17 protein-coding genes are annotated in these 23,244 nt (G+C 75.6%); 7 read left to right on the top strand and 10 right to left on the bottom strand.

Annotated features, from left to right (window positions below):
• Positions 1-80: 80 nt before the first annotated feature.
• Together B5Y66_RS04400 and B5Y66_RS04395 are read left to right on the top strand one after the other, a co-directional pair.
• Positions 81-1,286: a dipeptidase gene (locus B5Y66_RS04400; protein WP_079571406.1), complete on the top strand. Its 1,206-nt coding sequence runs from the start codon at positions 81-83 to the stop codon at positions 1,284-1,286.
• Positions 1,287-1,337: 51 nt separating this feature from the next.
• The gene (locus B5Y66_RS04395) at positions 1,338-2,018 is read left to right on the top strand and encodes a response regulator (protein ID WP_079571403.1); all 681 of its coding nucleotides are present in this window, start codon (positions 1,338-1,340) and stop codon (positions 2,016-2,018) included.
• Between the two features lie 31 nt (positions 2,019-2,049).
• Here B5Y66_RS04395 and B5Y66_RS04390 read toward each other — a convergent pair whose 3' ends face one another.
• Positions 2,050-3,738 (bottom strand): sensor histidine kinase, encoded by a 1,689-nt coding sequence (locus tag B5Y66_RS04390; protein WP_245806911.1) that lies wholly within the window; start codon positions 3,736-3,738, stop codon positions 2,050-2,052.
• Between the two features lie 176 nt (positions 3,739-3,914).
• On the opposite strand from B5Y66_RS04390, the gene B5Y66_RS04385 reads away from it, so the two are divergent.
• On the top strand, positions 3,915-4,787 hold the full coding sequence (locus tag B5Y66_RS04385; protein WP_176168774.1) for a universal stress protein: 873 nt from the start codon (positions 3,915-3,917) through the stop codon (positions 4,785-4,787).
• 92 nt (positions 4,788-4,879) lie between these two features.
• Here B5Y66_RS04385 and B5Y66_RS04380 read toward each other — a convergent pair whose 3' ends face one another.
• Positions 4,880-5,188 (bottom strand): hypothetical protein, encoded by a 309-nt coding sequence (locus B5Y66_RS04380; protein WP_079571397.1) that lies wholly within the window; start codon positions 5,186-5,188, stop codon positions 4,880-4,882.
• A gap of 107 nt (positions 5,189-5,295) precedes the next feature.
• Between B5Y66_RS04380 and B5Y66_RS22160 the strand changes: the two genes are divergently transcribed.
• Positions 5,296-7,383, top strand: coding sequence for a gluzincin family metallopeptidase (locus tag B5Y66_RS22160; RefSeq protein ID WP_139820711.1), 2,088 nt, complete (start codon positions 5,296-5,298; stop codon positions 7,381-7,383).
• Here the strand turns inward: B5Y66_RS22160 and B5Y66_RS04375 are convergent.
• Positions 7,264-7,767: a GNAT family N-acetyltransferase gene (locus B5Y66_RS04375; RefSeq protein ID WP_079571836.1), complete on the bottom strand. Its 504-nt coding sequence runs from the start codon at positions 7,765-7,767 to the stop codon at positions 7,264-7,266. The genes B5Y66_RS22160 and B5Y66_RS04375 overlap by 120 nt on opposite strands.
• A 75-nt stretch (positions 7,768-7,842) precedes the next feature.
• A complete protein-coding gene (locus tag B5Y66_RS04370; protein ID WP_176168773.1) occupies positions 7,843-8,424 on the bottom strand; it encodes a 1-acyl-sn-glycerol-3-phosphate acyltransferase in 582 nt (193 codons plus the stop codon).
• A gap of 62 nt (positions 8,425-8,486) precedes the next feature.
• Here B5Y66_RS04370 and B5Y66_RS04365 point away from each other — a divergent pair, with 62 nt between their 5' ends.
• Together B5Y66_RS04365 and B5Y66_RS04360 are read left to right on the top strand one after the other, a co-directional pair.
• A complete protein-coding gene (locus tag B5Y66_RS04365) occupies positions 8,487-8,867 on the top strand; it encodes a VOC family protein (RefSeq protein ID WP_079571395.1) in 381 nt (126 codons plus the stop codon).
• A gap of 28 nt (positions 8,868-8,895) precedes the next feature.
• Positions 8,896-9,492 carry a formyltransferase family protein gene (locus tag B5Y66_RS04360; RefSeq protein ID WP_217700712.1) on the top strand — a complete coding sequence of 199 codons (597 nt, stop codon included), beginning with the start codon at positions 8,896-8,898 and terminating at the stop codon, positions 9,490-9,492.
• A 9-nt stretch (positions 9,493-9,501) separates the two neighbouring features.
• Here the strand turns inward: B5Y66_RS04360 and B5Y66_RS04355 are convergent, their stop codons facing one another.
• Positions 9,502-10,692, bottom strand: coding sequence for an SLC13 family permease (locus B5Y66_RS04355; protein WP_245806910.1), 1,191 nt, complete (start codon positions 10,690-10,692; stop codon positions 9,502-9,504).
• A gap of 91 nt (positions 10,693-10,783) precedes the next feature.
• Here B5Y66_RS04355 and B5Y66_RS04350 point away from each other — a divergent pair, with 91 nt between their 5' ends.
• Positions 10,784-11,371: a hypothetical protein gene (locus B5Y66_RS04350; protein ID WP_176168738.1), complete on the top strand. Its 588-nt coding sequence runs from the start codon at positions 10,784-10,786 to the stop codon at positions 11,369-11,371.
• Positions 11,372-12,277: 906 nt separating this feature from the next.
• Here B5Y66_RS04350 and B5Y66_RS04340 read toward each other — a convergent pair.
• From B5Y66_RS04340 to B5Y66_RS04320, 5 genes are all read right to left on the bottom strand, one after another.
• A complete protein-coding gene (locus tag B5Y66_RS04340; RefSeq protein ID WP_079571389.1) occupies positions 12,278-15,640 on the bottom strand; it encodes an ATP-binding protein in 3,363 nt (1,120 codons plus the stop codon).
• A 79-nt stretch (positions 15,641-15,719) separates the two neighbouring features.
• Positions 15,720-18,656 carry an FG-GAP repeat domain-containing protein gene (locus B5Y66_RS04335; RefSeq protein WP_079571386.1) on the bottom strand — a complete coding sequence of 979 codons (2,937 nt, stop codon included), beginning with the start codon at positions 18,654-18,656 and terminating at the stop codon, positions 15,720-15,722.
• Between the two features lie 2 nt (positions 18,657-18,658).
• The gene (locus tag B5Y66_RS04330; protein WP_079571384.1) at positions 18,659-21,190 is read right to left on the bottom strand and encodes a S8 family serine peptidase; all 2,532 of its coding nucleotides are present in this window, start codon (positions 21,188-21,190) and stop codon (positions 18,659-18,661) included.
• Positions 21,191-21,290: 100 nt separating this feature from the next.
• Positions 21,291-22,649, bottom strand: a complete 1,359-nt coding sequence (locus B5Y66_RS04325) for a hypothetical protein (RefSeq protein WP_079571381.1) — start codon at positions 22,647-22,649, stop codon at positions 21,291-21,293.
• A complete protein-coding gene (locus tag B5Y66_RS04320) occupies positions 22,646-23,209 on the bottom strand; it encodes an RNA polymerase sigma factor (RefSeq protein ID WP_079571378.1) in 564 nt (187 codons plus the stop codon). Before B5Y66_RS04320 ends, B5Y66_RS04325 begins: the two co-directional genes overlap by 4 nt.
• Between the last annotated feature and the right edge of the window lie 35 nt (positions 23,210-23,244).

The raw sequence follows: 23,244 nt of genomic DNA, 5'->3' as shown, positions 1-23,244 counted from the left end.
TCTGCTCGGACGGGGTCGACACCCATTGCACCAGGGCAGCGCCAGGGCGCCAAGGGTTTTCCGGTCGGTAGGGTCGCGACATGACGACCGAGCAGACCGACAGGATCGCCGCCCTCCTGCGCGAGCACCCCGTCTGGGACGGGCACAACGACCTCCCGTGGGAGGCGCGCGACCAGGTCGCGTACGACTGGTCGCGACTGGACGTCGAGGCCGGTACCGAGGGCCGCACGCACACCGACGTGCCGCGCCTGCGGGCCGGGGGAGTGGGCGCCCAGTTCTGGTCGGTCTACGTGCCGTCCAACCTGCCGGGCAGCGCTGCGGTCACGGCGACCCTGGAGCAGGTGGACGCCGTGCGCCGCATGGTGGCGCGCTGGCCGGAGCACTTCCGGCTCGCGCTGACCGCGGACGACGTCGTCGCCGCGTGGGCCGAGGGTCGGATCGCGTCGCTCATGGGTGCGGAGGGCGGGCAGTCGATCGACTCGTCGATGGGCGCGCTGCGCATGCTCCACGAGGTCGGTGTGCGCTACATGACGCTCACGCACAACCACCACAACCCCTGGGCGGAGTCCGCGACCGACGCCCCGGCCGCCGACGGCCGGTTCGAACGGGGCGGGCTGACCGCGTTCGGGCGCGAGGTGGTGCGCGAGATGAACCGGCTCGGCATGCTCGTCGACCTGTCGCACGTCTCGGCGGGCACGATGCGCGCGGCGCTCGACGTCTCCGAGGCGCCGGTGATCTTCTCGCACAGCTCCGCGCGCGCCGTCTGCGACGTGCCGCGCAACGTGCCCGACGACGTCCTCGCCCGCCTCGCCGACAACGGCGGCGTCTGCATGGTGACGTTCGTGCCGAGCTTCGTCACCCCGGCGATCGGGGAGTGGCGCGCGCAGACCGGTGAGGCCGCGAAGGCGGCCGGGATCGCGCCGAACGACCATGCCGAGTTCGACCGGTTCGCCACCGCCTGGGCCGAGACACACCCCAAGCCCCCCACGACGCTCGACGACGTCGTCGCGCACGTCGAGCACGTGCGGGAGGTCGCGGGGGCGGCGCACGTCGGGCTCGGGGGCGACTACGACGGGGCCGGCGGCTTCGCCGACGAGCTGCGCGACGTCTCCGGCTACCCGAGCCTGCTCGCGGCGCTCGCGGACCGCGGTTGGTCCGACGCCGACCTGGGCGGCCTCACCAGCGGCAACGTGCTGCGCACGATCCGCGCGGCCGAGGACGTCGCCGCGCGGCTGCAGTCCGAGCGGGAGCCGAGCGTCGCGCGCCTCCGGGACCTGGACGGCTGATCACCGCGCCGTCACCGCTCACGACGCGCCCCGGGGGTCTAGCGTGAGGTCATGACCGGCGCGCCCGTGCGGGTGTTCCTCGTCGACGACCACGAGGTGGTGCGCCGCGGCGTCGCCGACCTGCTCGGGATGGAGGACGACCTCGAGGTCGTCGGCACGGCAGCGACGGCGGCCGAGGCCCTCGCCCGGGTGCCTTCCGTGCGGCCGGACGTCGTCGTCCTCGACGTGCGCCTGCCCGACGGCGACGGCGTCACGGTGTGCCGGGAGCTGCGGTCGCGCACGGATGCCGCGGTCCTCATGCTCACGTCGTTCGACGACGACGAGTCGCTGTTCGACGCGATCCTCGCCGGCGCGTCGGGCTACGTGCTCAAGCAGGTGCGCGGCAGCGACCTCGTGTCCGGGATCCGGACGGTGGCGGCGGGCGGATCCATGCTCGACCCGCGCGCCGCGAGCCGGGTGATGGCGCGCCTGCGCCACCAGGGCGAGGACCACGACCCGCTCGGCGACCTCACACCGCAGGAGCGGCGCATCCTCGGGCTGGTCGGCGAGGGCATGACGAACCGGCAGATCGGGACCGAGCTGATCCTGGCGGAGAAGACCGTGAAGAACTACGTGTCGAGCCTGCTGGCGAAGCTCGGGCTCGAGCGTCGGGTGCAGGCCGCCGTGCTCGCCGCGCGGCTCGAGCAGACCGCCCGGCCCGGCGAGGCGGACCACTCGTCGCCCCCGTCCTGACCCACCGCTCTGACACGCCGGGACGGCACCGTCAGGACATCTTCGGCAGCGGCACCCGCCAGTGCACCGTGGTGCCCCCGGCGGGGCCCGGGCCGACCTCGAACGAGCCGCCGAGCTCCGTGGCCCGTCGGGAGAGGTTGGCGAGCCCGCTGCGCGGCGCGTCGGGGGAGGTCCCCGAGCCGTCGTCCGTCACGGTGAGCACCAGGTCGTCGGCAACACGCAGCCGCACGTGGACCCGCTTGGCCCGCGCGTGCCGTGCGGTGTTCGACAACGTCTCGCGCAGCACCGCGACGAGGTGCGCCGTCGTCGTCGAGGGCACCTGGGCGTCGATCGGCCCCTCGAACCGGACGGTCGGGGTGAAGCCGAGGGAGTGCGCCGCCGCCTCCACCTCGGCGAGCAGCAGCGAACGGGTGGCGACCCGGCGCGGGGCGTCGCTCCCCGGGTCGCGGAGATCGCGGATGGTGGTGCGGATCAGGACGATCGTCTCGTCGATCTGGTCGATCGCCTCGCTCACGCGCGACCCCAGGTCCTGCCGCCCGTCCGGGTCGAGGGGCCGAGGGTCCGCGAGGCGGCGGTCGATCGACTGCAGGGACAGACCCGTCGCATACAGCCGCTGGACGGCCAGGTCGTGCAGGTCGCGAGCGATGCGGTCCCGGTCGCGCACCACGGCCAGCCGGGCTGCGTCCGCGCGCCGCTCTGCCAGCTCGAGCGCCACCGCGGCCTGGTTGGCGAACGCGCCGAGCGCCTCGATCACGACGTCGCGGAACGGTTCGGCACCCCGGACCCTCCCGACGGCCAGGACGCCGAGCACGCGGCGTCCTCGCCCGACGAGCGGGAAGACGGCGAGCGGGCCGACGGTGCCGTCAGGGTGCATGACGAGCTGTGCCCGGTCGTCCGCCGACGCGTCCGGGGAGACGATGGGCCGACCCTCGACGAACGCCCTCGCGAGGAAGGACCCGGCGCTGCGCAGCGCCCTGCCGCGCAGCGCCTCCGCCCGGATCCCGACCGCCGCCCGGATGGTGAGGGTCGGGACACCACCGGCCGGGCCGTCGTCCGAGGGGACCGCGATCCCTGCGGTGTCGGCTGCCGCGACGGTGGTCGCCCCCGTGGTGACGAGGTCGAGCACCGCGTCGGGTTCCTCCCCGGCGAGCAACCGGCGGGCGATCTCGTCGTCCGCCCGCGACCATCGTTCGCGCAGCCGCGCCTCCTCGTACAGGCGGGCGTTCTCGACGGCCACGCTCGCGGCCGACGCGAACGCCTCCAGGAGCCGCTGGTCGTCCTCCGTGAACTCTCCGCCGCCGCGCTTCTCGGTGAGGTAGAGGTTGCCGAAGGGCTTCCCGTGGACCTGGAGCGGCATGCCCAGGAAGCTGTGCATCGGGGGATGGTTCGGCGGGTAGCCGACGGAGCGGGGATGGGCGGCGACGTCCGGCAGGCGCAACGGTCGCCGGTGGCGGATGACGTCGCCCAGGATCCCGTGCCCGGTCGGGCGGGGTCCCACCGCCTCGACCTCGGCCGCCGTCATCCCGACGGTGAGGAAGCGGGCGATGCGCTCGTCGTCGCCGAGGATGCCCAGGGCCGCGTAGCGGGCGTCGACGACCGTGGCGGCGGCCCGCACGACCTGCTGCAGCGTCGTCTCCAGCTCGAGGCCCCGGCCCACCGACACGACCGCGTCCAGCAGGACGTCGATGTCCTGGTCCGCGCGTGGCCGCCGCGAGCTCACCCTCTCACCGTAGTCCTCGACGGCCCCGAAGGTCCCGATCGGGACCTTCGGCCCGGGGGCGAGGGCCGACCGGACCGCGGCAGGAGGCGTTCGGCACTTCCGAGCGCGAGGGGTGCGGTGGCTCACTGTTGTCCTCGGGAAGGAGCGCGATGGATCTCAGCAGCAGGAGCGGGCGCGTGAGGACCGTGGTGGTCGGCGTGGACGGCTCGGAGGGTGGCAACCACGCCATGATGTGGGCGGCCGGCGAGGCGGCCCGGCTGGCGGCCGCGCTCGTCGTGATTCACGCGTACGCGGTCCCCGTCGGCGTGGGTGCCTGGGCGACCGCGTCGTGGTCTCCCGACCCGCGGGCCGACGCGGAGGACCTGCTCGCGCGGGCGCGGGCGCGGTTCGACCGCACGGCGCGGGTCGGCGCGCACTCGGCGGACAGCGCGGACGTCGGATTCGCGACGGTGCGCGGGGACGCGAGCGCCGTCCTCGTGCACGAGGCCCGCCACGGGGCGGTCGTCGTCGTGGGAAGACGTGGCGTCGGCACGTTCGACCGGGTCCACATGGGTTCGGTCTCGTCCTCGGTGGCGGGGGTGGCCCCGGGGACCGTGGTCGTCGTCCCGCGCGCAGCCCGCGTCCAGCCCCCGCGCCGCGTGGTCGTCGCCGTCGACCCGCGCGACGCGTCGGAGCGCGTGCTCGAGACCGGGTTCGACGCGGCCGACCGGGCCGGCGTCCCGTTGGTGGCGGCGCACGCGGTCGACGAGGGGATGTTCGTGGGCGTCACCGAGGGCGACCTGGCATGGCTCGGACGGCTCCGGGCCGAGGCCCGGGCCGACCTGGAGGCGCAGGCCTCGCGCTGGGGGGAGAAGTACCCCGCGGTCCGCTGGTCGGTCGAGTCGCGCGGCGGAGCCGTCCCCGGCGCCCTGCTGTCGGTGCTGCGCTCGGACGACCTCGTGGTGACGGGCGGGCACGAGCGCGCGCGCCGGGTCGGCCGGGTCCGCGGCTCCGTGCCCGACCGTCTCGTGCGGCACGCGCCGTGCGCCGTGACGGTGGTGCACGAGTAGGACTTGCGGCCGCGTGCCCGTCGACTCCCCCGGCGGGCGCGCGGCCTCAGGACACGCGCGCGGCCTCAGGACACGGTCGAGGCGGCCCGGCGTCAAGCGCTGAGGGATCGCTGCGACCAGCTCGCCCCGAGGGCGCGCAGCACGGCCTGCGGGTCGCGCCGGGTGGCGTCGGTGTACGCGCGCAGGGACATCACCGACGCGGTCAGCATGGTGGTGATGACCTCGCGCGCGAGGCGCGGGTCGCCGCTGGCCTCGTCGAGCAGCTCCTGCACCACCCGCGCGCGGATGCCGAGGTCGGGCTCGGAGCACGCGGTCAGCAGGGCGATCGTCATCGACCCGGCGTCCGTGACCTGACGGACGCCGCCGCCGGTGCCCTCGTCAGTGCTCTCGTCAGTGCTCATGGCGTCCCCCTCCGCGGCCCGACGGTCACCGGTCTACCGCACGCGGCGGCGTCGCGCACGCGGACGGGCGCTTGCGACGCCCGGACGGCGCACGCAAAGATGCGCGCGTGACCCCCCTGCCTGCGCGCCGCCGTCGCGCCGCGCCCACCGCCGCGCTGCCCACCGTGCTGGGCGCCGGCCTCGTCGCGGCGCTGCTGCTCGCAGGCCCGGCCGCCGTCGCCGACGAAGGGCTCACGGAGGAGTCGCACAGCCGCTACGTGCTGCGGGCGAAGGACACCGAGGTGCGGGCGACCATGACCACCACCATCGGCAACGTCACGCCCGACCGCGGGCTGACGTACTACTACTACACGAGCTACGCGGTGCCGGTCCCGGCCGGAGCCCAGGACGTGCGCGCCACCAGCGGCGGGGCGTCGCTGCCCGTGCGGCTGGAGGGGACCGACGACCCGAGCACCCGGTACGCCGTGGCGACGTTCGCGCCGCTGCGGTACGGGAGCACCCGCACCATCGAGTGGAGCTTCGTCGTCCCGGGCGAGCCGGTGCGGTCGGAGGACTACACGCGGGTGGGGGACGGGTTCGCGACGTTCGCGACGCCGGGCGTGGGCGACGCCGGGCGCACGACGGTCGAGGTGGTGCTGCCTGCGTCGATGACGTTCGACGCGACGTCCGACGTGTTCACGCACGAGCGGTCCGGCAAGACCGTCACGTACACGGCCACGGAGAACACCGACAAGGACGGCATCTGGGCGGTCGTGTCGGCGCGCGACCCGAAGAAGGCGGACGAGAAGGCCGTCGAGGTGGGGGACACCACCCTCACGCTGCAGAGCTTCCCGGGGGACGAGCGGTGGACCCGGTTCGTCGCGAAGCGCCTGACCACGGGGCTGCCCGTGCTGGAGGACCTCGTGGGGCGGCCGTGGCCCGGCGGCCTCGACACGATTCGCGAGGACGTGTCGCCCAAGGTGCTCGGCTACGCGTGGTTCGACCCGGACAACGACGAGATCGTCATCCCGGAGGACCTGGACGAGGCCACGCTGTACCACGAGCTCGGGCACGCCTGGCTGAACCCGGACCGCCTGAAGGAGCGCTGGCTGTCCGAGGGGATGACGGAGGTGGTCGCGCACCGTGTCGTGGCCCTGACGGGCGGGAAGTCCGACCCGTGGGACGCGCCCGACCGCGACGCCGACGTGGCCGTGCCCCTGTCGGCGTGGGACGCGAGGCCCGGGGAGCTCGACGAGGACGCCGAGGCGTACGGGTACGCGGCGTCGTACACGGTGGTGCAGAAGCTGCTGGGCAACCTGGACGACGACACGTTCACCGCGGTGGTCTCGGCGGCCCAGGCGGGCCAGAGCGCGTACGAGCGGCCCGGGTCGACGGACGAGAACTGGGGCCGCACCGACTGGCGCCGGTTCCTCGACCTGGTCGAGACGCGCGGCGAGGTCGCCGGCGCGCCGAAGGTGCTGCGCACGTGGGTGCTCGATGCCGACCAGCGGTCCGCGCTGAAGCCCCGGGCCGCCGCGCGCGACGCCTACGCGGCCCTCGACGACGCCGACGGTGCGTGGTCCCCGCCGCTCGGGCTGCGCACCGCCATGACCGACTGGGAGTTCGGCGACGCGAAGGACGTGCGGGGCGCGCTCGACGGCGCCGCGCAGGACGCCGGCGCCGTGCAGGCCGCGGCCGAGGCCGCCGGGCTCGACGTGCCGGCGCCGGTGCGCGCGGCGTACGAAGGGGCGTCCGGCGCGGACGACTACGCGGGGCTCGCCACCCTGCTGCCCCGGGCGGCCGCCGTCATGACCCGGGTCGGCGAGGCCGGCCGCGCCGCGGCGGCCGACCGCGACCCCGTGTCCGGGCTCGGGGCGCTCGTCCTCGGCGTCGACCGGGCGTCGGCGCGGGCGCAGGCCGACCTCGCCGCGGGCGACCTGGACGCGGCCGCCTCCCGGGCCGACGCCGCCGCGGGGCGCGCGGACGCGGCGCCCTGGGTGGGCGCCGGGCTCGTCGTGCTGGTGCTCGGCGCCGCCGGCGGGGTGGCCGCGCTCGTCGTGCGGAGGCGACGGCGGGCCGGGTCGGCCGCCGGCGCGTCAGTCGTCGTGGAGGATGCGCTGGAAGAGGGCGTGGTCCTGCCAGCGGCCGGCGATCCGGAGGTACCGCGGAGCGGTGCCGATGCGGTCGAACCCGGTCCGCGCCAGCACCTTCTGTGACGCCCCGTTGTGCAGCAGCGTCGCCGCTTGGACGCGGTGCAGCCCCAGGTCGTCGCGGGCGTGCGCGCACGCGGCCGCCACGGCTGCGGTCATGACGCCCCGCCCTGCGAGCTCGCCGTCCACCCAGTAGCCCAGGTGGGTGTTGCAGAACGCCCCGCGCACGATGTCGGAGAGGTTCGCGCGCCCGACGATCGCGCTGTCGCGCTCCAGGACCAGGGGCACGGACCGGCCGGCCTCGTGCGAGCTCAGCTCCGTGGCGGCCAGCTGGGTCTGCCGCTCCGCCTCGTAGAACTCCGCCGGCCGCACGGGCTCCCACGGCTCCAGGTGGGCGCGGTTGCGGGCGTACGCGGCGGCGAGCGCTGGGCCGTCGTCGTGGCGCAGCATGCGCAGCGCGACCCCGTCGGGCAGTGCGGTGGTGGGGGGCGTGGTCTCCGGCACGACGGCGAGCCTAGCGGCGGGTCAGGCCGGCCGGTCCTCGTCGCGCAGGCGCGGCTCGGTGCGCAGGGCGGGTCGCAGGCCCGCCTTGTCGGCGTAGAACGCGCGGATGACGTCCATGTCGGCGCGCACGTCGCCGGTGAGGTGGACCGTCGGCCCGAGCCCGGTGGTCATGGTGGTGCGGTCCACGTACCCGAGCGTCACGGGCAGGTCCGCGGCCCGGGCGATGCGGTAGAACCCCGACTTCCACCCGTCGCCCGAGCGCGTGCCCTCGGGCGTGACGACGAGGTGGAACACCTCGCCGGCGCGGACGTGCGCGAGGACGTCCTCGACCACGCGGCTGGGGTCGCGCCGGTCGACGGGGATGCCGCCGAGGGCGCGCATGATCGGGCCGCGCCAGCCGGAGAACAGGGTGTGCTTGCCGAGCCACCGCACGTCCAGGCCGAGCTGCCACGAGATGGCGAGCATGAGCACGAAGTCCCAGTTGGACGTGTGCGGTGCGCCGACCAGCACGCCCGCCTGCGGCGGGACGGGCTCGCTCCGGAGGGACCAGCGGCTGAGCCGCCAGTACGTGCCGGCGAGCGCTCGCCGCAGGTTCTTGAGCATCGGGCGAGCCTACCGGCCCCGCTGGTCAGGAGGCTGTCGGAGGGCCGCGGGATGCTGCCGGGATGAGCGAGCACGCGCACGGCGTCCACCACACCATCGACTACCTCGAGCTGCCGGTGACCGACCTCGCGGCGGCGCAGGAGTTCTACGCCGCGGCCTTCGGCTGGGAGTTCGTCCCGTACGGCCCCGCGTACGCGGGCATCCGCACGGCGGCGGAGCAGGCGCCTGCCGAGGCGGGCGGCCTGCGCCTCGCCGAGGCCTCCGACATCTCCCGCGGCGGCCCGTTCGTCCTGCTGTACTCGGACGACCTCGACGCGACGCGCGACGCGGTCACCGCAGCGGGCGGGCGCGTCGTCGACGGGCCGTACGAGTTCCCCGGCGGCCGCCGCTTCCACTTCCTCGACCCGAGCGGGAACGAGCTGGGGGTGTGGGCCACGGCCTGACGGTGCCCGGGTCTGGCAGGCTCACGTCGTGACCGCAGCGCAGCCCCCTCGTGCCCCCGGCCCGCTGCGCATCGCCCTGCTGGGTTCCGGCGCGGGCAGCACGGCCGCGCACGTCCTCGCGTCCGGCGCCGTCGACGTGCGCGCGGTGGTCGGCAACAACAGCCGGTCGGGGATCTTCGACGTCGCGCGACGCCACGGCGTCCCCACGGCCCACCTGAGCGGCGCGACACATCCCGACCCGGGAGCCCTCGACGCCGCGATCCTGGACGCGCTCGTCGTCGCTGACGTCGACGTCGTGGTCCTCGCCGGGTACATGAAGAGGCTCGGCCCGCGGGTCCTCGCCAGGTACGACGGCCGGGTCGTCAACACCCATCCCGCCCTGCTGCCGGAGTTCGGCGGCGTCGGCATGTTCGGGGACCACGTCCATGCCGCGGTCCTGGCGGCGGGCCGGACGGCGTCAGGAGCGACGGCGCACGTCGTGACCGCGGACTACGACGAGGGACCCGTCCTCGCCCAGGTCCAGGTCCCGGTGCTCCCGGACGACGACGTCCCCGCCCTGCGCGCGCGGGTGCAGGCGGCAGAGAAGGAGCTGCTGGTCGACGTGCTCCGGACCTGGCGGCCATGAGGCCGGGCGTCAGCCTCCGACCACGAGCGCGAGGATGCCGGCGCCGACCGCGAGCGGGGCGACCACGACGCCCTGCACGACGGCCCGGCGCACCAGGCCGCCCGGCGCGGAGAACGTGTGGCGGCGGTACTGCTGCAGCCACAGCAGCGTGGCGAGCGACGCCCAGGGCGTGACCAGCGGCCCGGCGTCGACGCCGACGAGCAGCGCCGCCAGGCGCGTGTCGTCGCCTGCCACGGTCGGGGCGAGCGCCAGGTAGGCGGGCAGGTTGTTGACCGCGTTCGCCGACGCGGCACCCACGGCCGCCACCTGGGCGAGGCTGCCGGCGTCGTCGCCCGTGCCCACGAGCGGGGCGAGGACGTCGGTGAGCCCGTGCGCGTGCCAGGTCCCGACGACGGCGAACAGGCCCGCGGTCACCACGACCGTGCGCCACGGCACCATCTCCCGCACCGGGACGAGCAGCGGCGCGCGGCGCCACGCCGTCGCCGTGCCGAGGGCGACGACGGCGGCCAGGGCCACGAGCAGCACCGGGAGCCCGGCGGCGAAGCCGGCGCCCATGAGGACCACGACGACCGCCGCCACCCGCAGGAGCACCGGGTCGGCGGCCCGGCGGCGCTCCGGCACGGCGTACGCGCCGCGCAACGCCGGCGCGTGCAGGACGGCGAGCGCGGCGACCACGACGACGACCACCGCGGCGGCGGGCGCGGCCATCACGCCGAGATAGCCGCCGTCGAACGAGGGCGCCGCCATGAGGTTGGTGAGGTTGGAGACGGGCAGCAGGAGCGACGCCGTGTTGGCGAGCGCGAGCACGGTGAGCGCCAGGGGGAGCGGGTCGCGGCCCACGCGGCGCGCGACCGCCACGACGGCTGGGGTGAGCAGCACCGCGGTCGTGTCGAGGGACAGCACCACGGTGCACGCCGTCGCGACGGCGGCGACGAGGAACCACAGCGCCACCGCTCGCCCGCGCGCGAGCCGGGCGGCGCCGTCCGCGACGGCGTCGAACAGTCCCGCGCCGGCGCAGAGCTCCGCGACCACGGTGAGCAGCACGACGAACCCGAGCACCGGGGCGGTCAGCGCGGCGAGGGATCGTGCCTCGTCCGCGGGCAGTGCGCCCGTGAGCGGCAGGATCACGACGAGCAGCAGCGCAGGGACCCACAGGGGCGGCAGCAAGGCCTTCGCCGGACGGCGGCCCGAGCCGGTCACGGCCGGCTCGCGGGGCGTGTCACGGTGCGAGCGTAGACGGCGGGTCGCGGGTCGGAGGTAGCGATCGGGACGCTGCCGGCAACTCAGAGGTATGAGCACTCGACGTCGGCGTCCCGGGGACGCCTCAGCGGCCGTGATCTTCGCCCTCGTGGCGCTCGGCTGCATGAGCACGTGGGGGGTGTGGGCCGCCGTGCTCGTGCTCGTGGACCCCGAGGGCTCGCGGGCTGTCGGCTGGGCCTGGACGGTGACGGCGCTCGCGGTGCTGGTCGCCGTCGCGCTGCTGGTGGCGTCGCTGCTGCGGGGCCCGACGCGCATCGTGGCGCACGACGCCTCCGGCGCGCGCTGGTCGCTGCGCGCGGCCCCGCTGCCGCTGCGGCTGGCGAGCTCGGCGCCCCTGGCGCCGGGCTCGCGGGGCGAGGCCCTCGCCGCCCAGGTGGTGCGGGCCGCCACCCGAGCCGGGACCGCGCACCGCGTCGACCAGGCGCGGGCGGTGCTGGTGCTGCAGCAGATCCTCGAGACCGAGCAGGGCCCGTCGGGCGGGCCGGGCTCGTCCGGCGGGGACGCCGAGTGGGCCCGGGTGCGCGCGGCAGTCGTCGACCTGACGCTGCGGGCGTCCGACCACCCGCCGCACCCCGTGACGCTGCTGCCGTGGGAGGAGCACCTCGCCGCCCCGCGGTGAGCTATCCGCGGGCGTCGGCCAGCACCTCCGCGACTCGGCGGTGTCCTTCCGCCTCGAACGCCTCGTCGCCCACCTGGTACGCCCACACCGCGGTGCCGATCGCCTCGCGCACCCGGGAGCGGAACCAGGCCTCCGCTCGCGCGGGTCGTGCCCGTACCCGGCGAGGAACGCCTCCTCCGTCCCCGGGTACCGGCGGAACTCCCGCGCGGCGAGCCGGTCGAGGTCGCTCATGGCCGGCCGCAGCTCGGCGCGACCCAGGTCGATCACGCGCACCGTGCCGGCGTCGTCCACGAGCCAGTTGCGCCCCTGCCAGTCGCCGTGCGTCGGGACGAGCACGGCCGGCGGCGCGGGCCAGGAGCGGATCAGGGCGCGCAGCCGCTCGACGTCACCGGCGGCGATGCGGTGCTCCTGCGCCAGGCGTCGTTCCGCGTTCGCGTCGGCGCGGGCCTCGTGCCCGGCGTCCTCGACGGCGAGCTGCGCGTGCAGGGCGGCGAGCAGGCGGCCGGCCTGCTCGTACGTGGCCGGGTCCGCCGCCGCGGGGTCGTCCTGCACCAGGCGGCCCGGCTGGTAGGTCGTGACCAGCACCCGGGCGTCGACGTCCGCGTGCACGAGGCGCCCGACCCGGTCCTCGTCGGGCCCGGCGGCGGGCGCGCCCGCGAGCCACGGCGCCGTCCACTCCCGGTGCGCCCGCACCTCCCGCGCGATGTGGTGGTCGCGTGCGCCCCCGGCCTTGACGACGAACGTCCGGCCGCCCGACGCGACCTTCAGCACCGTCGTCTCGACCAGCCCCCAGCTCATGTCCGCGTCCACGGCCAGGTCCGGGAACCACGAGGTCAGCACGTCGCGCTGGCGGTCGGAGAGCGAGCCGGGGCCCGGGGCGTGGTCAGGCATCCGGGCAGGGTAGCGCTACGCGGAACGTCCCCAGCGGGTGCGGGCCTCCGCCACCGCGGTGACGCCGGCCGGGTAGGGGAGGTCCCGGGCGAGGTCGCCCGCCTCGTCGAGCACCGCGTCGCCGCGCGCCGGTTCGCCCGTGCCGTGCAGGGCGGCCGCGTGCGCGACCTGCGCGTCGACCTCCGCGAGGCGCTCCCCGGCCGCACGGGCGCGCGCGACCCCGGCCGCAGAGACCTCGAGCGCGCGCCCGGGGTCGCCGGCGCCCAGCGCGCACCAGGCGGTCAGGGCCGGTGCGCCGGCACCGGCGTCCTCCAGCGCGCGCAGCGCGTCCGCGGGCCGGCCGGCGCGCAGGACGGCCTCGGCCAGCGCGATGCTCGCCTCCTGCTGGGCCTGTCGGTCGGCGAGCCGGGCTGCGGACTCGACGGCGCGGTGGAGCAGGTGCTCGGCGTCCTCGACCTCGCCGGTCGCGGTCTGCACCCGCCCGAGCGCGGCGAGGGCGTAGGGCAGGACCCAGGTCGCCTCGCCCTCCGCGCCGGCCGCCGCCTCCTGCGCCAGTCCGCGGGCCTCGTCGACCTCGCCCAGCAGCAGGTGGATCTCGGCGAGGTTGGCGCGCTCGAACGCCGTCAGGACAGGGTCGCCGGACTGCGCGACGAGGTCGAGCGCGCGGCGGCCGATGCCGACCGCTTCCCGCAGCCGCCCGCCGCGCCGGGCGTTCTCGCGCTGGGTCGACAGGATGCTGCCCAGCAGGGTCGGGTCCCCGTAGGCCTCGGCGTGGGGGAGCGCGGCGGCCGCCGCCGCGGCCGCCTCGCCGATGCGGCCCGCCATCCCGAAGTGGGTCGCGCGCAGCGCGTGCGCGCGGGCGACAAGGCCCTGCCCCGTCGCCCCGCCCACGCGGCCCGCCTCGGCCAGGGCTCGGTCCGCGGCCGCGAGCCCGTCGTCGTGCCGACCCTGCATTCTGAGCAGCGCGGACCAGGCCACGTGGTGGGCGGCGGCCTGCTCTGGCGACGTGCTGTCGTCGGGCGGGTGTGCGCGCAGCAGCTCGGCGCCGCGGCCGGGGTCACCGGTGCGTACCAGCATCTCGGCGAGGCGGGCGGCGGCGAGCACGGCGTGTTCGTGGTCCCCCCGGCGGACGAACTCGCCGAGCGCAGGCCGCAGCACGGCGGCCGCCTCCTCGAACTGGCCCATGCGGCGCAGCACCTGGCCGTGGTCGAGCCTGGCCCGCGCCGCGTCCACGTCGAGCCGGGCGACGAGGTCGCGGTAGTACTGGTCGGCGGAGTCGTTGGCGTACAGGGCGGCGGCGCGCTCGGCGGCCCGGCGCAGGTACTCCGCGGCGCGCGGGTCGTCGGTGCGGGCGAAGTGGGAGGCAAGCACGTCCACGGCCTCGGGCCGGCGGCGCAGCACGGTCTGCGCGAATGCGACATGCAGCCGGCCGCGGCGGACGCCGCTCAGCCGGTCGTAGCAGGTGAGGCGCACCAGCGGGTGCCGGAAGGCCAGCCCCGTCTCGGCGCGTCCGTCGACCACGACGGTGCGTTCCTCGACGAGCGACGCCGCGAGCGCGCGCTCGACGGCGTCGGCGGCTTCCGCCCCCGCGAGCGGCGGGTTCAGGCCGGTCGCGGCGACGTCGAGCAGCTCGGTCAGCGGGGCTTCCCCGCCGGCGGCCGAGAGCGCCTCGATGACGCGGCGCGTGTCGTCGTCGAGCCGCCCCAGGCGCTCCGCGACGAGCTGGCGCACGCCGTGAGGCGCGACGTCGCCGCCGCGCAGGACGTCGGGACGACCGGGCTCGTCGGGGCTCCCGGCGTCGGCGGGGGCGTCGCCGAGGCCGCGGGCGAGCTCGGCGGCGAACAGCGGGTTGCCGAGGGAGAGCTCCCAGACCCGCCGGAGCCGGTCGGCGCCGGCGGCGTCCCCGGCGGCGTCCGCCGCGACGGCGAGACAGGCGTCGCGGTCGAGGCGTTCCACCTCCTCGCGGACGGCGAGCCCGCCGCGCTCCAGCGACGTCAGCCCGACCCGGCGGGGGTCCCCCTCGGGCAGCTCCTCCGGTCGCAGCGTCACGAGGAACCGGAGCGGTACGCCGGCGCGGGCGGTACGGCGCGCCAGGTGGCCGAGCAGCTGGAACGACCCGGCGTCGGCCGCATGCAGGTCGTCGAGCACGAGGACGACGGGGCGGGCCGCGGCGAGGTCCCCGAGCAGCGCGGCCGTGGCACGGAAGAGCCGGTCCCGCTCCTCCTCGGGGCTGCGTCCGTGGGTGTCCGCCCGCCCGAGCGAGGGCAGGAACGCGACCAGGTCGGGGTGCTCCGCGCCGACGCGCGCCCGGGAGTCGGCGTCCTGCTCCGCCAGCCAGCCGTCGAGGGCCTCGGCGAACGCGCCGTACGGGGTGTGGCCCTCGGCATCGTGCCCGCCGCCCCACAGCACCGCGGCGCCGTCGGCCGCGGCCCGCCACGCGACCTCCGCGACCAGCCGCGTCTTGCCGATGCCCGCCTCGCCGGTGAGCAGGTGCACCGGCGGGCCGCCGTCCGACCCGATGCCGCCGAGGAGCCGCCCCAGCTCGGCGTCCCGGCCGCGCAGCGGCGTGGCCGCCGGGATGCGCAGCGGTGCCGGGAGGGCGGCCCCGGTGGGCGTGCTGCCCGAGGAGACGTCCAGCGCGAGCTGATGCAGGCGTTCGGTCTCGTGGCCGGGCCGGACGCCGAGCTCGGTGTCGAGCGCCTCGCGGCACGCGTGGTACTGGTACACGGCACGCCGCCGCAGGCCCTGGCGGAGGAACGCCTCGATGAGGACGCGGTGCGCGAGCTCCTCCGCGGGGCTGTCGGCGAGCACGTCCTCGGCCGTGGCGACGGCGTCCGCGACGTCGCCCGCCGCGAGATGGGCCGCCGCGAGCGCGAGCCGCACGCGGTCGCGCAGGGCGCCCGTCCGCTCCCGGCGGGACTGCGCCCAGGCGGCGAAGCGGTCCTCGGGCAGGAGCTCGCCCGTGAACAGGCCGAGGGCGGCGGCGAGGTCGGACCGTGCGCCCGAGGCGAGCGCTTCCCGTGCGGCGGCCTCGGCGTGGTCGGCGTCGATCCACACGGTCGCCGGGTCGAGCTGCAGCATGGCGCCGTCCGACACGAGGTACGACGACGCCGCCCGCGACGGGAGCTCCGGTTCGAGGGCGTGGCGGGCGGCGTGCAGCGCCACCCGCAGGCTGCCGACCGCGGCGGAGGGATCGGCGTCGGGCCAGCAGACGTCCGTCGCCTGCTCGCGGTGCAGCCGGTGGTCGCCCGCGACGGCGAGCAGCTTCACGAGCGTGCGGGCGCTGGGACGCGGCCAGCGCTCGGGGAGCTCGGGACCGCCGTCGCGGGTCACCCGGAACCCGCCGAGGAGATGCAGCCGCAGCAGGGGTGCGGTCATGGGGTCGAACTGTAATCGAGGGACGACGAAGGACCCCCCGACCCGGGGAGTGGGTCGAGGGGTCCGGTTCAGTGGCGCCTCAGGAGAGCTTGAACGTGGTCATCTGGTGGGTGTCGTCGTCCAGCGACAGCACCCGGCTGCCCAGCTCCTGGGCCATGCGGTCGTACCCGTGGTGGTCGAAGCCGAGCGAGATCATCTCCTCCGCGCCGTCCCCGTCCAGGTCGACGGCGAGGTAGTTCCGCCCGCCGAGGGAGGAACCGCTGCCGACGCCGTACTGGAACGCCCAGCCGGTGGTCAGCACCGACGGGTCCCAGGCGCCGACGCCGCCCTCGGTCCCGCCGGCCAGCAGCCGGCGACCCCCCGGTCCGGTGATGAACTGCACGCCGCGCAGCGGCTGGATCACCGAGCTGGAGGTGTCGGCGCCGTCGGCGCCGAAGCCCCGGAAGGTGCCGAAGCTGAGCGCGTACAGCGGGTCGCCCGGGCCGTCGATGAAGAAGTTGTCGTGCGACCACGGGCCGCCGGTCGGCTGCTGGAGCAGCAGCTCGCCCGTCCGCCCGTCGCGGATCTCGACGACGACCCTCGGGGTGGCGACGGCCGACTCGTCGGCCGTGTTCGGCGCGATGCTCGCGATCCAGGTGTAGGCGACGGCGTGACCGTCGGCGTACGGGATGTTCGGCGACGCGAACACGGCGTTGCGCAGCAGCGCGCCGTGCAGCTTGCCATCGGCGGCGCCGGCCGGCGCGACGGGGTCGGCGGTCCAGTTCTCGGCACCGGTCCTCCCGTCCAGGGCGACGCCGTTCTCCACGGCGTCCGGGAGGCTGAGCGCGCCGGCGCTCGCGTACTGGGCGTACACCTGGCCGTCGCCGGTGACCGCGTCGGAGAAGACCACGTCGCCGGCGGCCGCGGGCGCCGCGTAGGCCCACACCTCCCGGCCGCGAGCGTCGTACGCGCGCAGCGCGTCGGTCGGGACGACGACCTCGTCCTTGCCGTCGCCGTTCACGTCGGCCACGGTGACGGAACGGATGTACTGCCCGCCACCGTCGATGGTCGTGAGGACGGTGCCGGTGGCCCCGTCGAGGACGACCGTCGCGGTGTCCGCCGCGACGATCACCTCGGGCTTGCCGTCGCCGTTCACGTCACCGGTCTCGACGTCGTGCACCTCACCGGGGACGGTCGCGCGCCACAGCTCCTTCGGCGTGCCCGTGACCAGGGAGCGCCCGGTCCAGGCCCACACGCCGTGCGAGCTGCCGCCGGCGACGACGTCGTCCTTCCCGTCGCCGTCGAGGTCCGCCGCCTGGGCGAAGCTGAGGTCGCCCTGCAGCGGCGTGAGGCCCTTCTCCTTGCCCCTGGCCACCGTGTAGGTGCGGACGTTCTGCCCCTGGTCGACCACCCGGACGTAGTCCGTGCCGCCCGACCGGTAGACCTGCTGGAACATGGGCGACGCGGCGACGCCGTCCCGGCGCCACGTCGTCTTGCCGGCGCTCGTGTACGCGGTGAGCGCGCCGTAGCGCAGCCCGCCCGGGTTGTCGGCCGTCGATATACCGGCGTCGTCCTGGGCCGACGCGACCAGCAGGCCGCCCGCGACGTCGAGGGTCCAGACGCTCGGGGCGTCGCCGTGGTTGTCGGCGTCGCGCTTGGTCGTCGACGTCCAGCGGACGGTGGTGCCGTCCTTGCCGCTCAGCACCCGGATCGTGGCGGCGTTGACGTAGCGGTTCGCGTCGAGCGTGGACTCGCTGACCACGTACTCGGTCCCGCCGCCGGCCGCGGCGTCACCCACGGTCATCGCCGTCGCCAGCGCGTTGACCCGCGTGCCGAGCACGGTGCGCTCGCCCGTGGCGAGGTCGTACGACACGACCGAGTACGACACGGCGTCGGAGGTGTCGGGCTGCTCGAGGGCGACCAGCCGGCCGCGCGCGGCGTCCAGGTGCAGCTGGCGGCCGTAGAGGTCGCCGTCCGCCTGCCACGCCACGGACCCGTCGGCGGCGCCCAGCACGAGGGTGTGACCCCGCGGGGCGGCCGCGTCCGTCTTGCGCTGGTTCCACGAGACGGCGACGCGCCCGTCGCCCAGGTCGGCGATCCCTCCCCAGGTGGCGGCCGCCGTCTGCGCCGTGTCGAAGGTCCATGTCTCCGACGGCGTGAGCACGCCGTCCGCGGCGGTGAAGCGGATTCCGGTCAGCGTCGCCGTCTCGGCCGCGGGGGCGTACTGGTTGTTCCGGGGCGCGTTCGCGACGAGCAGCGTGCCGTCGACGACCTCGACCATCGAGGCGTACGAGTACACCGACGACCATGCCGTGGCACCGGTCGCGCCGTCCAGCACGGTGACCAGCGTGCCGGCCTTCATCGTCGTGCCGGGGATGGTGGCCCCGACCGGCGGGTTCATGCCGACCGCCGCCGAGAAGACCAGGTCGGGGGTCCCGTCGCCGGTCAGGTCGGCGGTGTCGTATCCCGCGTCGGAGGCCGGCGAGAACGGGCTCACGGCGTTGTAGCCCATGAGCACGTTCGGCGGGTACATGGTCTTCTCCCACACCCGCGCGGGCTTGACGCCCCAGTCCGCGTACAGCGACGCGTTGGTGCGCTGCCAGACCGTGCTGCCGTCCGGCTGGTGGAGCTGGACGTTGCCCAGGCTGTGCAGCGTGAAGTACTGCTGCCCCTTCGCGGGGAGGGTGACGCCGAGGCCGCGCACGCCCTCGAGCGACGACGTGGCGGTGAACGTCACGGGGGTCGTCGGGTCGACGTCCGCCTCGGGGGCGGCCTCCGCACCGGCTTCGGCGGCCCCGGCGCCGGCCTCGGCGTCGACGGACGTCCCGTCCTCGGTGTCCGACGTGCCGTCGTCCGCGGCGTCGCCGTACAGCCCGGCGCCCATGCGGTCGGCGAGCTCCTGCGCCTGGTCGGCGGTGAGGGTCATGGCGTCGTCGCCGTCGGCGGCGAGCGCCTGCGGCGCCGCGGACAGGACGAGCCCGGCCGCGAGGAGGGTGGAGGCGAGCCGGGTGGCTCGCCGGTGGTCGGTGAGTCGCATGGTCAGTCTCCCTGCGCGAAGCGGATCGCCGAGCCGGCCGCGAGGACGGGCTGGTCGAACGAGTACTGGAGGGCGTCCGAGCCGGCCTGGTTCTCGAGGCCGACGGTCGCCGAGGCGCCGCCGTCGGGCACGGACTGGTACTGGAAGGTGACGTCGCCCGTGGCCTCGTCGAAGAGGACCTCGAAGGTGACGCGGCTCCCGTCGGAGGCGAGCTTGGCCTTGTTCCAGACGACGGCGAACGTGCGCTTGCCGGCCTTGCCCTTCGTGGCCGTCTGCACGCTGGACCTCTTGTCCAGGGTCAGGTCGTCCCAGAACGGGGCGACGATGCCGTTGGGCGCACCGGCCTCCGGAAGGGCGGTGTTCTCGTAGTCGCCCAGCCGGGGCCCGAGCACGTTGATCAGGCCGTTCGTCGTGACCGACGCGCTGGAGTAGTCGACGCCGTACAGGCTGACCCAGAACGGCAGCGCGATCGTCGCCGCGTCCTCGTCGCCGCTGAGGGCCACAGTGTCGGTGCCCTTGACCCACGAGTACGCCGCAGGCACGCAGCTGGTGCCGGAGGCGTCCGTGCGTGCCGGGAGCCGGACCGTGCGGGTCTCGACGCCGTCCACCGTCAGGTCGCTGCGCGAGACCCCGTTGCACAGGACGGGCTCGGCGGGCGAGACCGTCAGCGTGTAGTCGCCCTCGGCGACCGCCGGCAGGGTGAACGAGCCGTCGGTGGCGGTGGTGACCGCCTCGACCGGCGTGCCCGTGACCTCGACGGTGGCCCCGGCCAGCGGGGCGCCGGCGACGTCCAGGACGGAGCCGGTGACCGGGTGCGCGGCGGTGGCGGCGAGCGTGACGTCCTGCGTCAGCTCCTGGCCGTCGGCGAGCTCGACGTCGGCGACCGTCGCGGTGCCGTACCCGTAACCGCTGAACGCGAAGTCGTACGTGCCCGGCAGCAGCGCGATCCGGTAGGTGCCCCTCGAGCCGGTGGTGACCGTGCGGGTGCCGGTGGTCGCGTTCGTCACCGTGACGACGACGTTCGGCAGCGCCGCGCCCGTCGTCTCGTCCGTGACCGTGCCGGTGACCGTCGCCGCGGTGTGCGGGGCCTGGTCGACCGACGCGAGGATGTCGAGCTTGCCCTCGCCCCACACGTTGTTCGCGTCGACGGTGCCGCCGCAGTGCGTGTCGTCGACGTCGCGGGCTCCGGCGGCGAGCGCCTCGCGCGTGCCGGCGATGTCACCGATGAGCGACGGCGCCGCCGACCACAGGAGCGCCACGGAGCCGGCGACGTGCGGCGCCGCCATCGAGGTGCCCGAGATCGTGTTGTACTCCGAGCCGGGCCAGGTCGAGCGGACGTCGACGCCCGGCGCCGTGATGCTCGGCACGGCGGACCCGTCGATCAGCGAGGGCCCGAACCCGGAGAAGCCGGCGATCGTGCCGGTCGCGTCGTACGCGCCGACGCCGTAGACGGACGCCTGCGCGCCGGGCGCCTCCGCCGTCGAGCAGGTGACGCCGTCGCCGGAGTTGCCGGCCGAGAACGTCGCGAAGATGCCCGCCGCGTCCCACGCCGCGATCGTGTCCGCGTAGAAGGTGGTGTAGCCGCCGCCCCACGAGTTGTTCACGATGTTCGGCGCCAGCTCCGGGCGGGGGTTCTCGCCGTTCGCGTCGGTGGGAGCCAGGATCCACTGCCCCGCCTTGAGCAGCGACTCTTCCGAGCATTCGCGGGCCTCGCAGCCCTTCGCGGCGATCCACGTCGCGTTCGGCGCCACGCCGATGCCGTTCTCGGCGACCATCGTGCCCATCGTGTGGGTGCCGTGGCCGTTGTTGTCGCACGGGGCGCCGTCGGTGCAGGTGCCCGTCGCGTCGTAGAAGTTGTAGTCGTTCGTGAACGTGCCGTCGCCGTTGTTGCCGCGGTAGCTGCCGACGAGGTCCGGGTGGTCGTACTGCACGCCCGAGTCGACGTTGGCGATGACGATGCCCTCGCCGCGGTCCTCGTAGCTCGTCCACACGTCGTCCGCGTTGATGTCCGCGACCCCCCACTCGGGTGCCCCGTCGGCCTCGGTGGTGTCCGCCACGCCGACGGCGCTCACGGTGCTGTCGAGCTGGTACGTCCGTTCCTTGACGATGGTGGCGACGTCGGAGCGCTCCGCCAGCTGCGCGACCAGGTCGGCGTCGCCGGTGACCTGGACGGTGTTGGCGATCCAGTAGTCCTGGTGCCCGACCTTCTGCGCGTCGAGGAACGCCGTGAGCGAGCGCTGGCTCGTCTCCGCGTGGCTCTTCAGCTCGGTGTAGGTGGCCTTGGCCCGCGCGGCGTGGGACTTCTTCGCGCGGGGCGCGGCGAGGTCGGCCTGGTCCTTCAGGACGACGAAGAAGGTGGCGTCCTTGCCACCCTTGACGGCGCTGGCGAGCGCCGTGTCGACCTTCGGGCTGTCGCCGGCCGTCGGGTCCGGGTCGGCGGTGGCGGACAGCGGGCTGGCGAGCAGGGCGACCGCGGTGAGCGAGGCCGCCGCCCACACGGCGTGTCGGCGCCGGGTTCGTCGGGGCAGGTGCATCGGAGCACTCCTCAGGGACAGGGGCAAGGTCCCTGCACGCTAGGAAGGCGCCGTTACTGCGGCATTACCGGGTGAAAGATGCGCGTCCCGCCGGGGGCGGTCAGGAGGACTCGGGCCCCTCGTGGCGCGAGCCGTCCTCGAGGTACCAGACCAGTCGTGCCTCGTCCCAGGCGGCCTCGCCCACGGTGGTGCTCCAGGCGACCCAGTACCCGTCGGCCAGCTCGGCCGGGATCACGGTGCCGTCCTCTGTCTCCAGCTCGACGCTCGCGACGTCGTCGCCCGCGAAGCCCGTCAGCATCCGGGCGCGGTCCGTCGAGCCGCCGACGTATGCCGCCGCCACGTCGCGCGCCGGCGCGGAGTCGGCCGGGCCGCTCGTCGTGTTCCAGGAGTCGTAGGGCGGTTGCGCGTCCTGGATGCACACGACCACCTCGCGCCGGTCGTTCATCATGGCGGTGAGCCCGAGGTCGTCGTACCGCTTCTCGATCAACGGCCGCAGCCCGGGAACGTCCGAGTCGTCGGTGCACGCCCGCCGACGCTGCTCGGTGAGCGCGGTGGCGGACTCTCCGTCCTCGAGCCAGGCGCTGTCCAGCGCCAGGGACCGCTCGGTGCCGTAGGCCGTCCAGACGAGCGAGACGCGAGCGTCGGGCGGCACCTCGTCGCCGGGCAGGAACACCGACCAGCCGTCGCCGTCCAGGACGGCGTCGACGATGCGCGTGGAACTGTCTGAACGGTCGTCGTCGTCCGGCTCCACCTGGAGCCGGACCGCACGGGCCCCCGGCCCGACGGGTCCCCAGGCGACGTACCACTCGTCGTGCACCGTTCCCCCGAGCGAGACCTCCCCGTGCAACGGCGCGGGCGCGGCATCGGTCCACAGGGTGCTCGTCGAGGTCGAGCCCCCGGCATCCGTCGCGTCCGAGCAGAAGCCAGTCATACCCGTGGCGGGCGACCGGAGCAGCGTCAGGTCGGTACCGTCGATGTGCTCCTGGGCGAGCAGGCTCCAGGCCGGGTCGAGGTCGAACTCTTCGGGGACCGCCGACGCCGTGAGGCTCGCGGCGCACGAGGCCTCGGTCGTGGAGGCAGGTCCTGCCGCGGGGCTCGGCGCCAGCACCAGCCCGACGGCCACGACGCCGACGACGCCGGCAGCGGCGGCGCCGAGCTGCACGCGCTGCCGGCGGCGCTCGCGAGCGGTGCGGCCGCGGCGCAGCGGGACGACGACCGCGTCGTCGAGCGCCGGGTGCGGGGCGCCGTCGTCGAGGCCGGGTCGCGCGGCGTCGAGGTCCAGCACGTGCGCGCCACCGACCCACCGGCTACGGGTCGGGCCCGTCCCGTCGTCGGTGCCGTCGAGCGCGCGGTCGAGGGCGGCGCGGGCGGCGTCGAGCCGCTCCGGGTCGGGGGAGGTGGTGGGGGCGAGTCGGGCGAGCCGCTCGTCCACGTCTGCGCGGCGGTCTGCGGTGCTCATGCCGTCCTCCTCGAGGGCGCGGGGGAGCGCGGGGCGCCGGGCCGGTCGGCGGGGTTGTCGGCGAGCGCGGCCAGCCGCCGCCGGGCGCGGTGCAGGCGCACGTGGAACGTGGCGGTGCTGCAGCCGGCGACGTCGGCGGCGTCGGCCGGCGTGAGGCCGTCCCACGCGACCAGGAGGATCGCCTCCCGCTCGCGCTCGCCGAGGCGGGCGAGGCCGCGCAGCAGGGCGTCGCGCTCGACGGCGAGCGCCTCGGGGGCGGCCTCCGGCAGCGGCGCGGAGGCTTCGAGGGCGGCGAGCTCGTCGTCGAGCGTTCGCCGCCGCCGGGCGGCACGGTGCGCGTTGCGCACGAGGTTGCGGGCCACGACGAGCAGCCACGGCAGAGCGGGGTCGGGGACGTCGTCGAGGCGGCGCCACGCCACCAGGAAGGTCTCCGACAGCACGTCCTGCGCCGTGTCCGGGTCGGTGCGCCGCCACAGGTACGCCTGGACGCGGACGGCGTGCGCGCTCCACAGCGCGGACAGTCGTTCGCGCCGCTCGGCGGCGTCGTCGGGGGTGCTCACACGACGTAGTGTCCCGGGCGGACCTGTTCTTACGC

Source organism: Krasilnikoviella flava (assembly GCF_900167525.1).
In the GTDB taxonomy this organism is placed as follows: Bacteria; Actinomycetota; Actinomycetes; order Actinomycetales; family Cellulomonadaceae; genus Isoptericola; species Isoptericola flavus.
Note: the sequence above shows the minus strand (reverse complement) of the source record. Positions and strands in the feature narration are given on the sequence as shown.

Excerpts from the sequence above, each read along its gene's own strand:
- B5Y66_RS04370 (WP_176168773.1), bottom strand. The coding sequence starts at position 8,424 with ATGCTCAAGAACCTGCGGCGAGCGCTCGCCGGCACGTACTGGCGGCTC.
- B5Y66_RS04330 (WP_079571384.1), bottom strand. The coding sequence starts at position 21,190 with ATGCACCTGCCCCGACGAACCCGGCGCCGACACGCCGTGTGGGCGGCG.
- B5Y66_RS04400 (WP_079571406.1), top strand. The coding sequence starts at position 81 with ATGACGACCGAGCAGACCGACAGGATCGCCGCCCTCCTGCGCGAGCAC.
- B5Y66_RS04380 (WP_079571397.1), bottom strand. The coding sequence starts at position 5,188 with ATGAGCACTGACGAGAGCACTGACGAGGGCACCGGCGGCGGCGTCCGT.
- B5Y66_RS04395 (WP_079571403.1), top strand. The coding sequence starts at position 1,338 with ATGACCGGCGCGCCCGTGCGGGTGTTCCTCGTCGACGACCACGAGGTG.
- B5Y66_RS04335 (WP_079571386.1), bottom strand. The coding sequence starts at position 18,656 with ATGCGACTCACCGACCACCGGCGAGCCACCCGGCTCGCCTCCACCCTC.
- B5Y66_RS04350 (WP_176168738.1), top strand. The coding sequence starts at position 10,784 with ATGAGCACTCGACGTCGGCGTCCCGGGGACGCCTCAGCGGCCGTGATC.
- B5Y66_RS04375 (WP_079571836.1), bottom strand. The coding sequence starts at position 7,767 with ATGCTGCGCCACGACGACGGCCCAGCGCTCGCCGCCGCGTACGCCCGC.
- B5Y66_RS04365 (WP_079571395.1), top strand. The coding sequence starts at position 8,487 with ATGAGCGAGCACGCGCACGGCGTCCACCACACCATCGACTACCTCGAG.
- B5Y66_RS04340 (WP_079571389.1), bottom strand. The coding sequence starts at position 15,640 with ATGACCGCACCCCTGCTGCGGCTGCATCTCCTCGGCGGGTTCCGGGTG.
- B5Y66_RS04325 (WP_079571381.1), bottom strand. The coding sequence starts at position 22,649 with ATGAGCACCGCAGACCGCCGCGCAGACGTGGACGAGCGGCTCGCCCGA.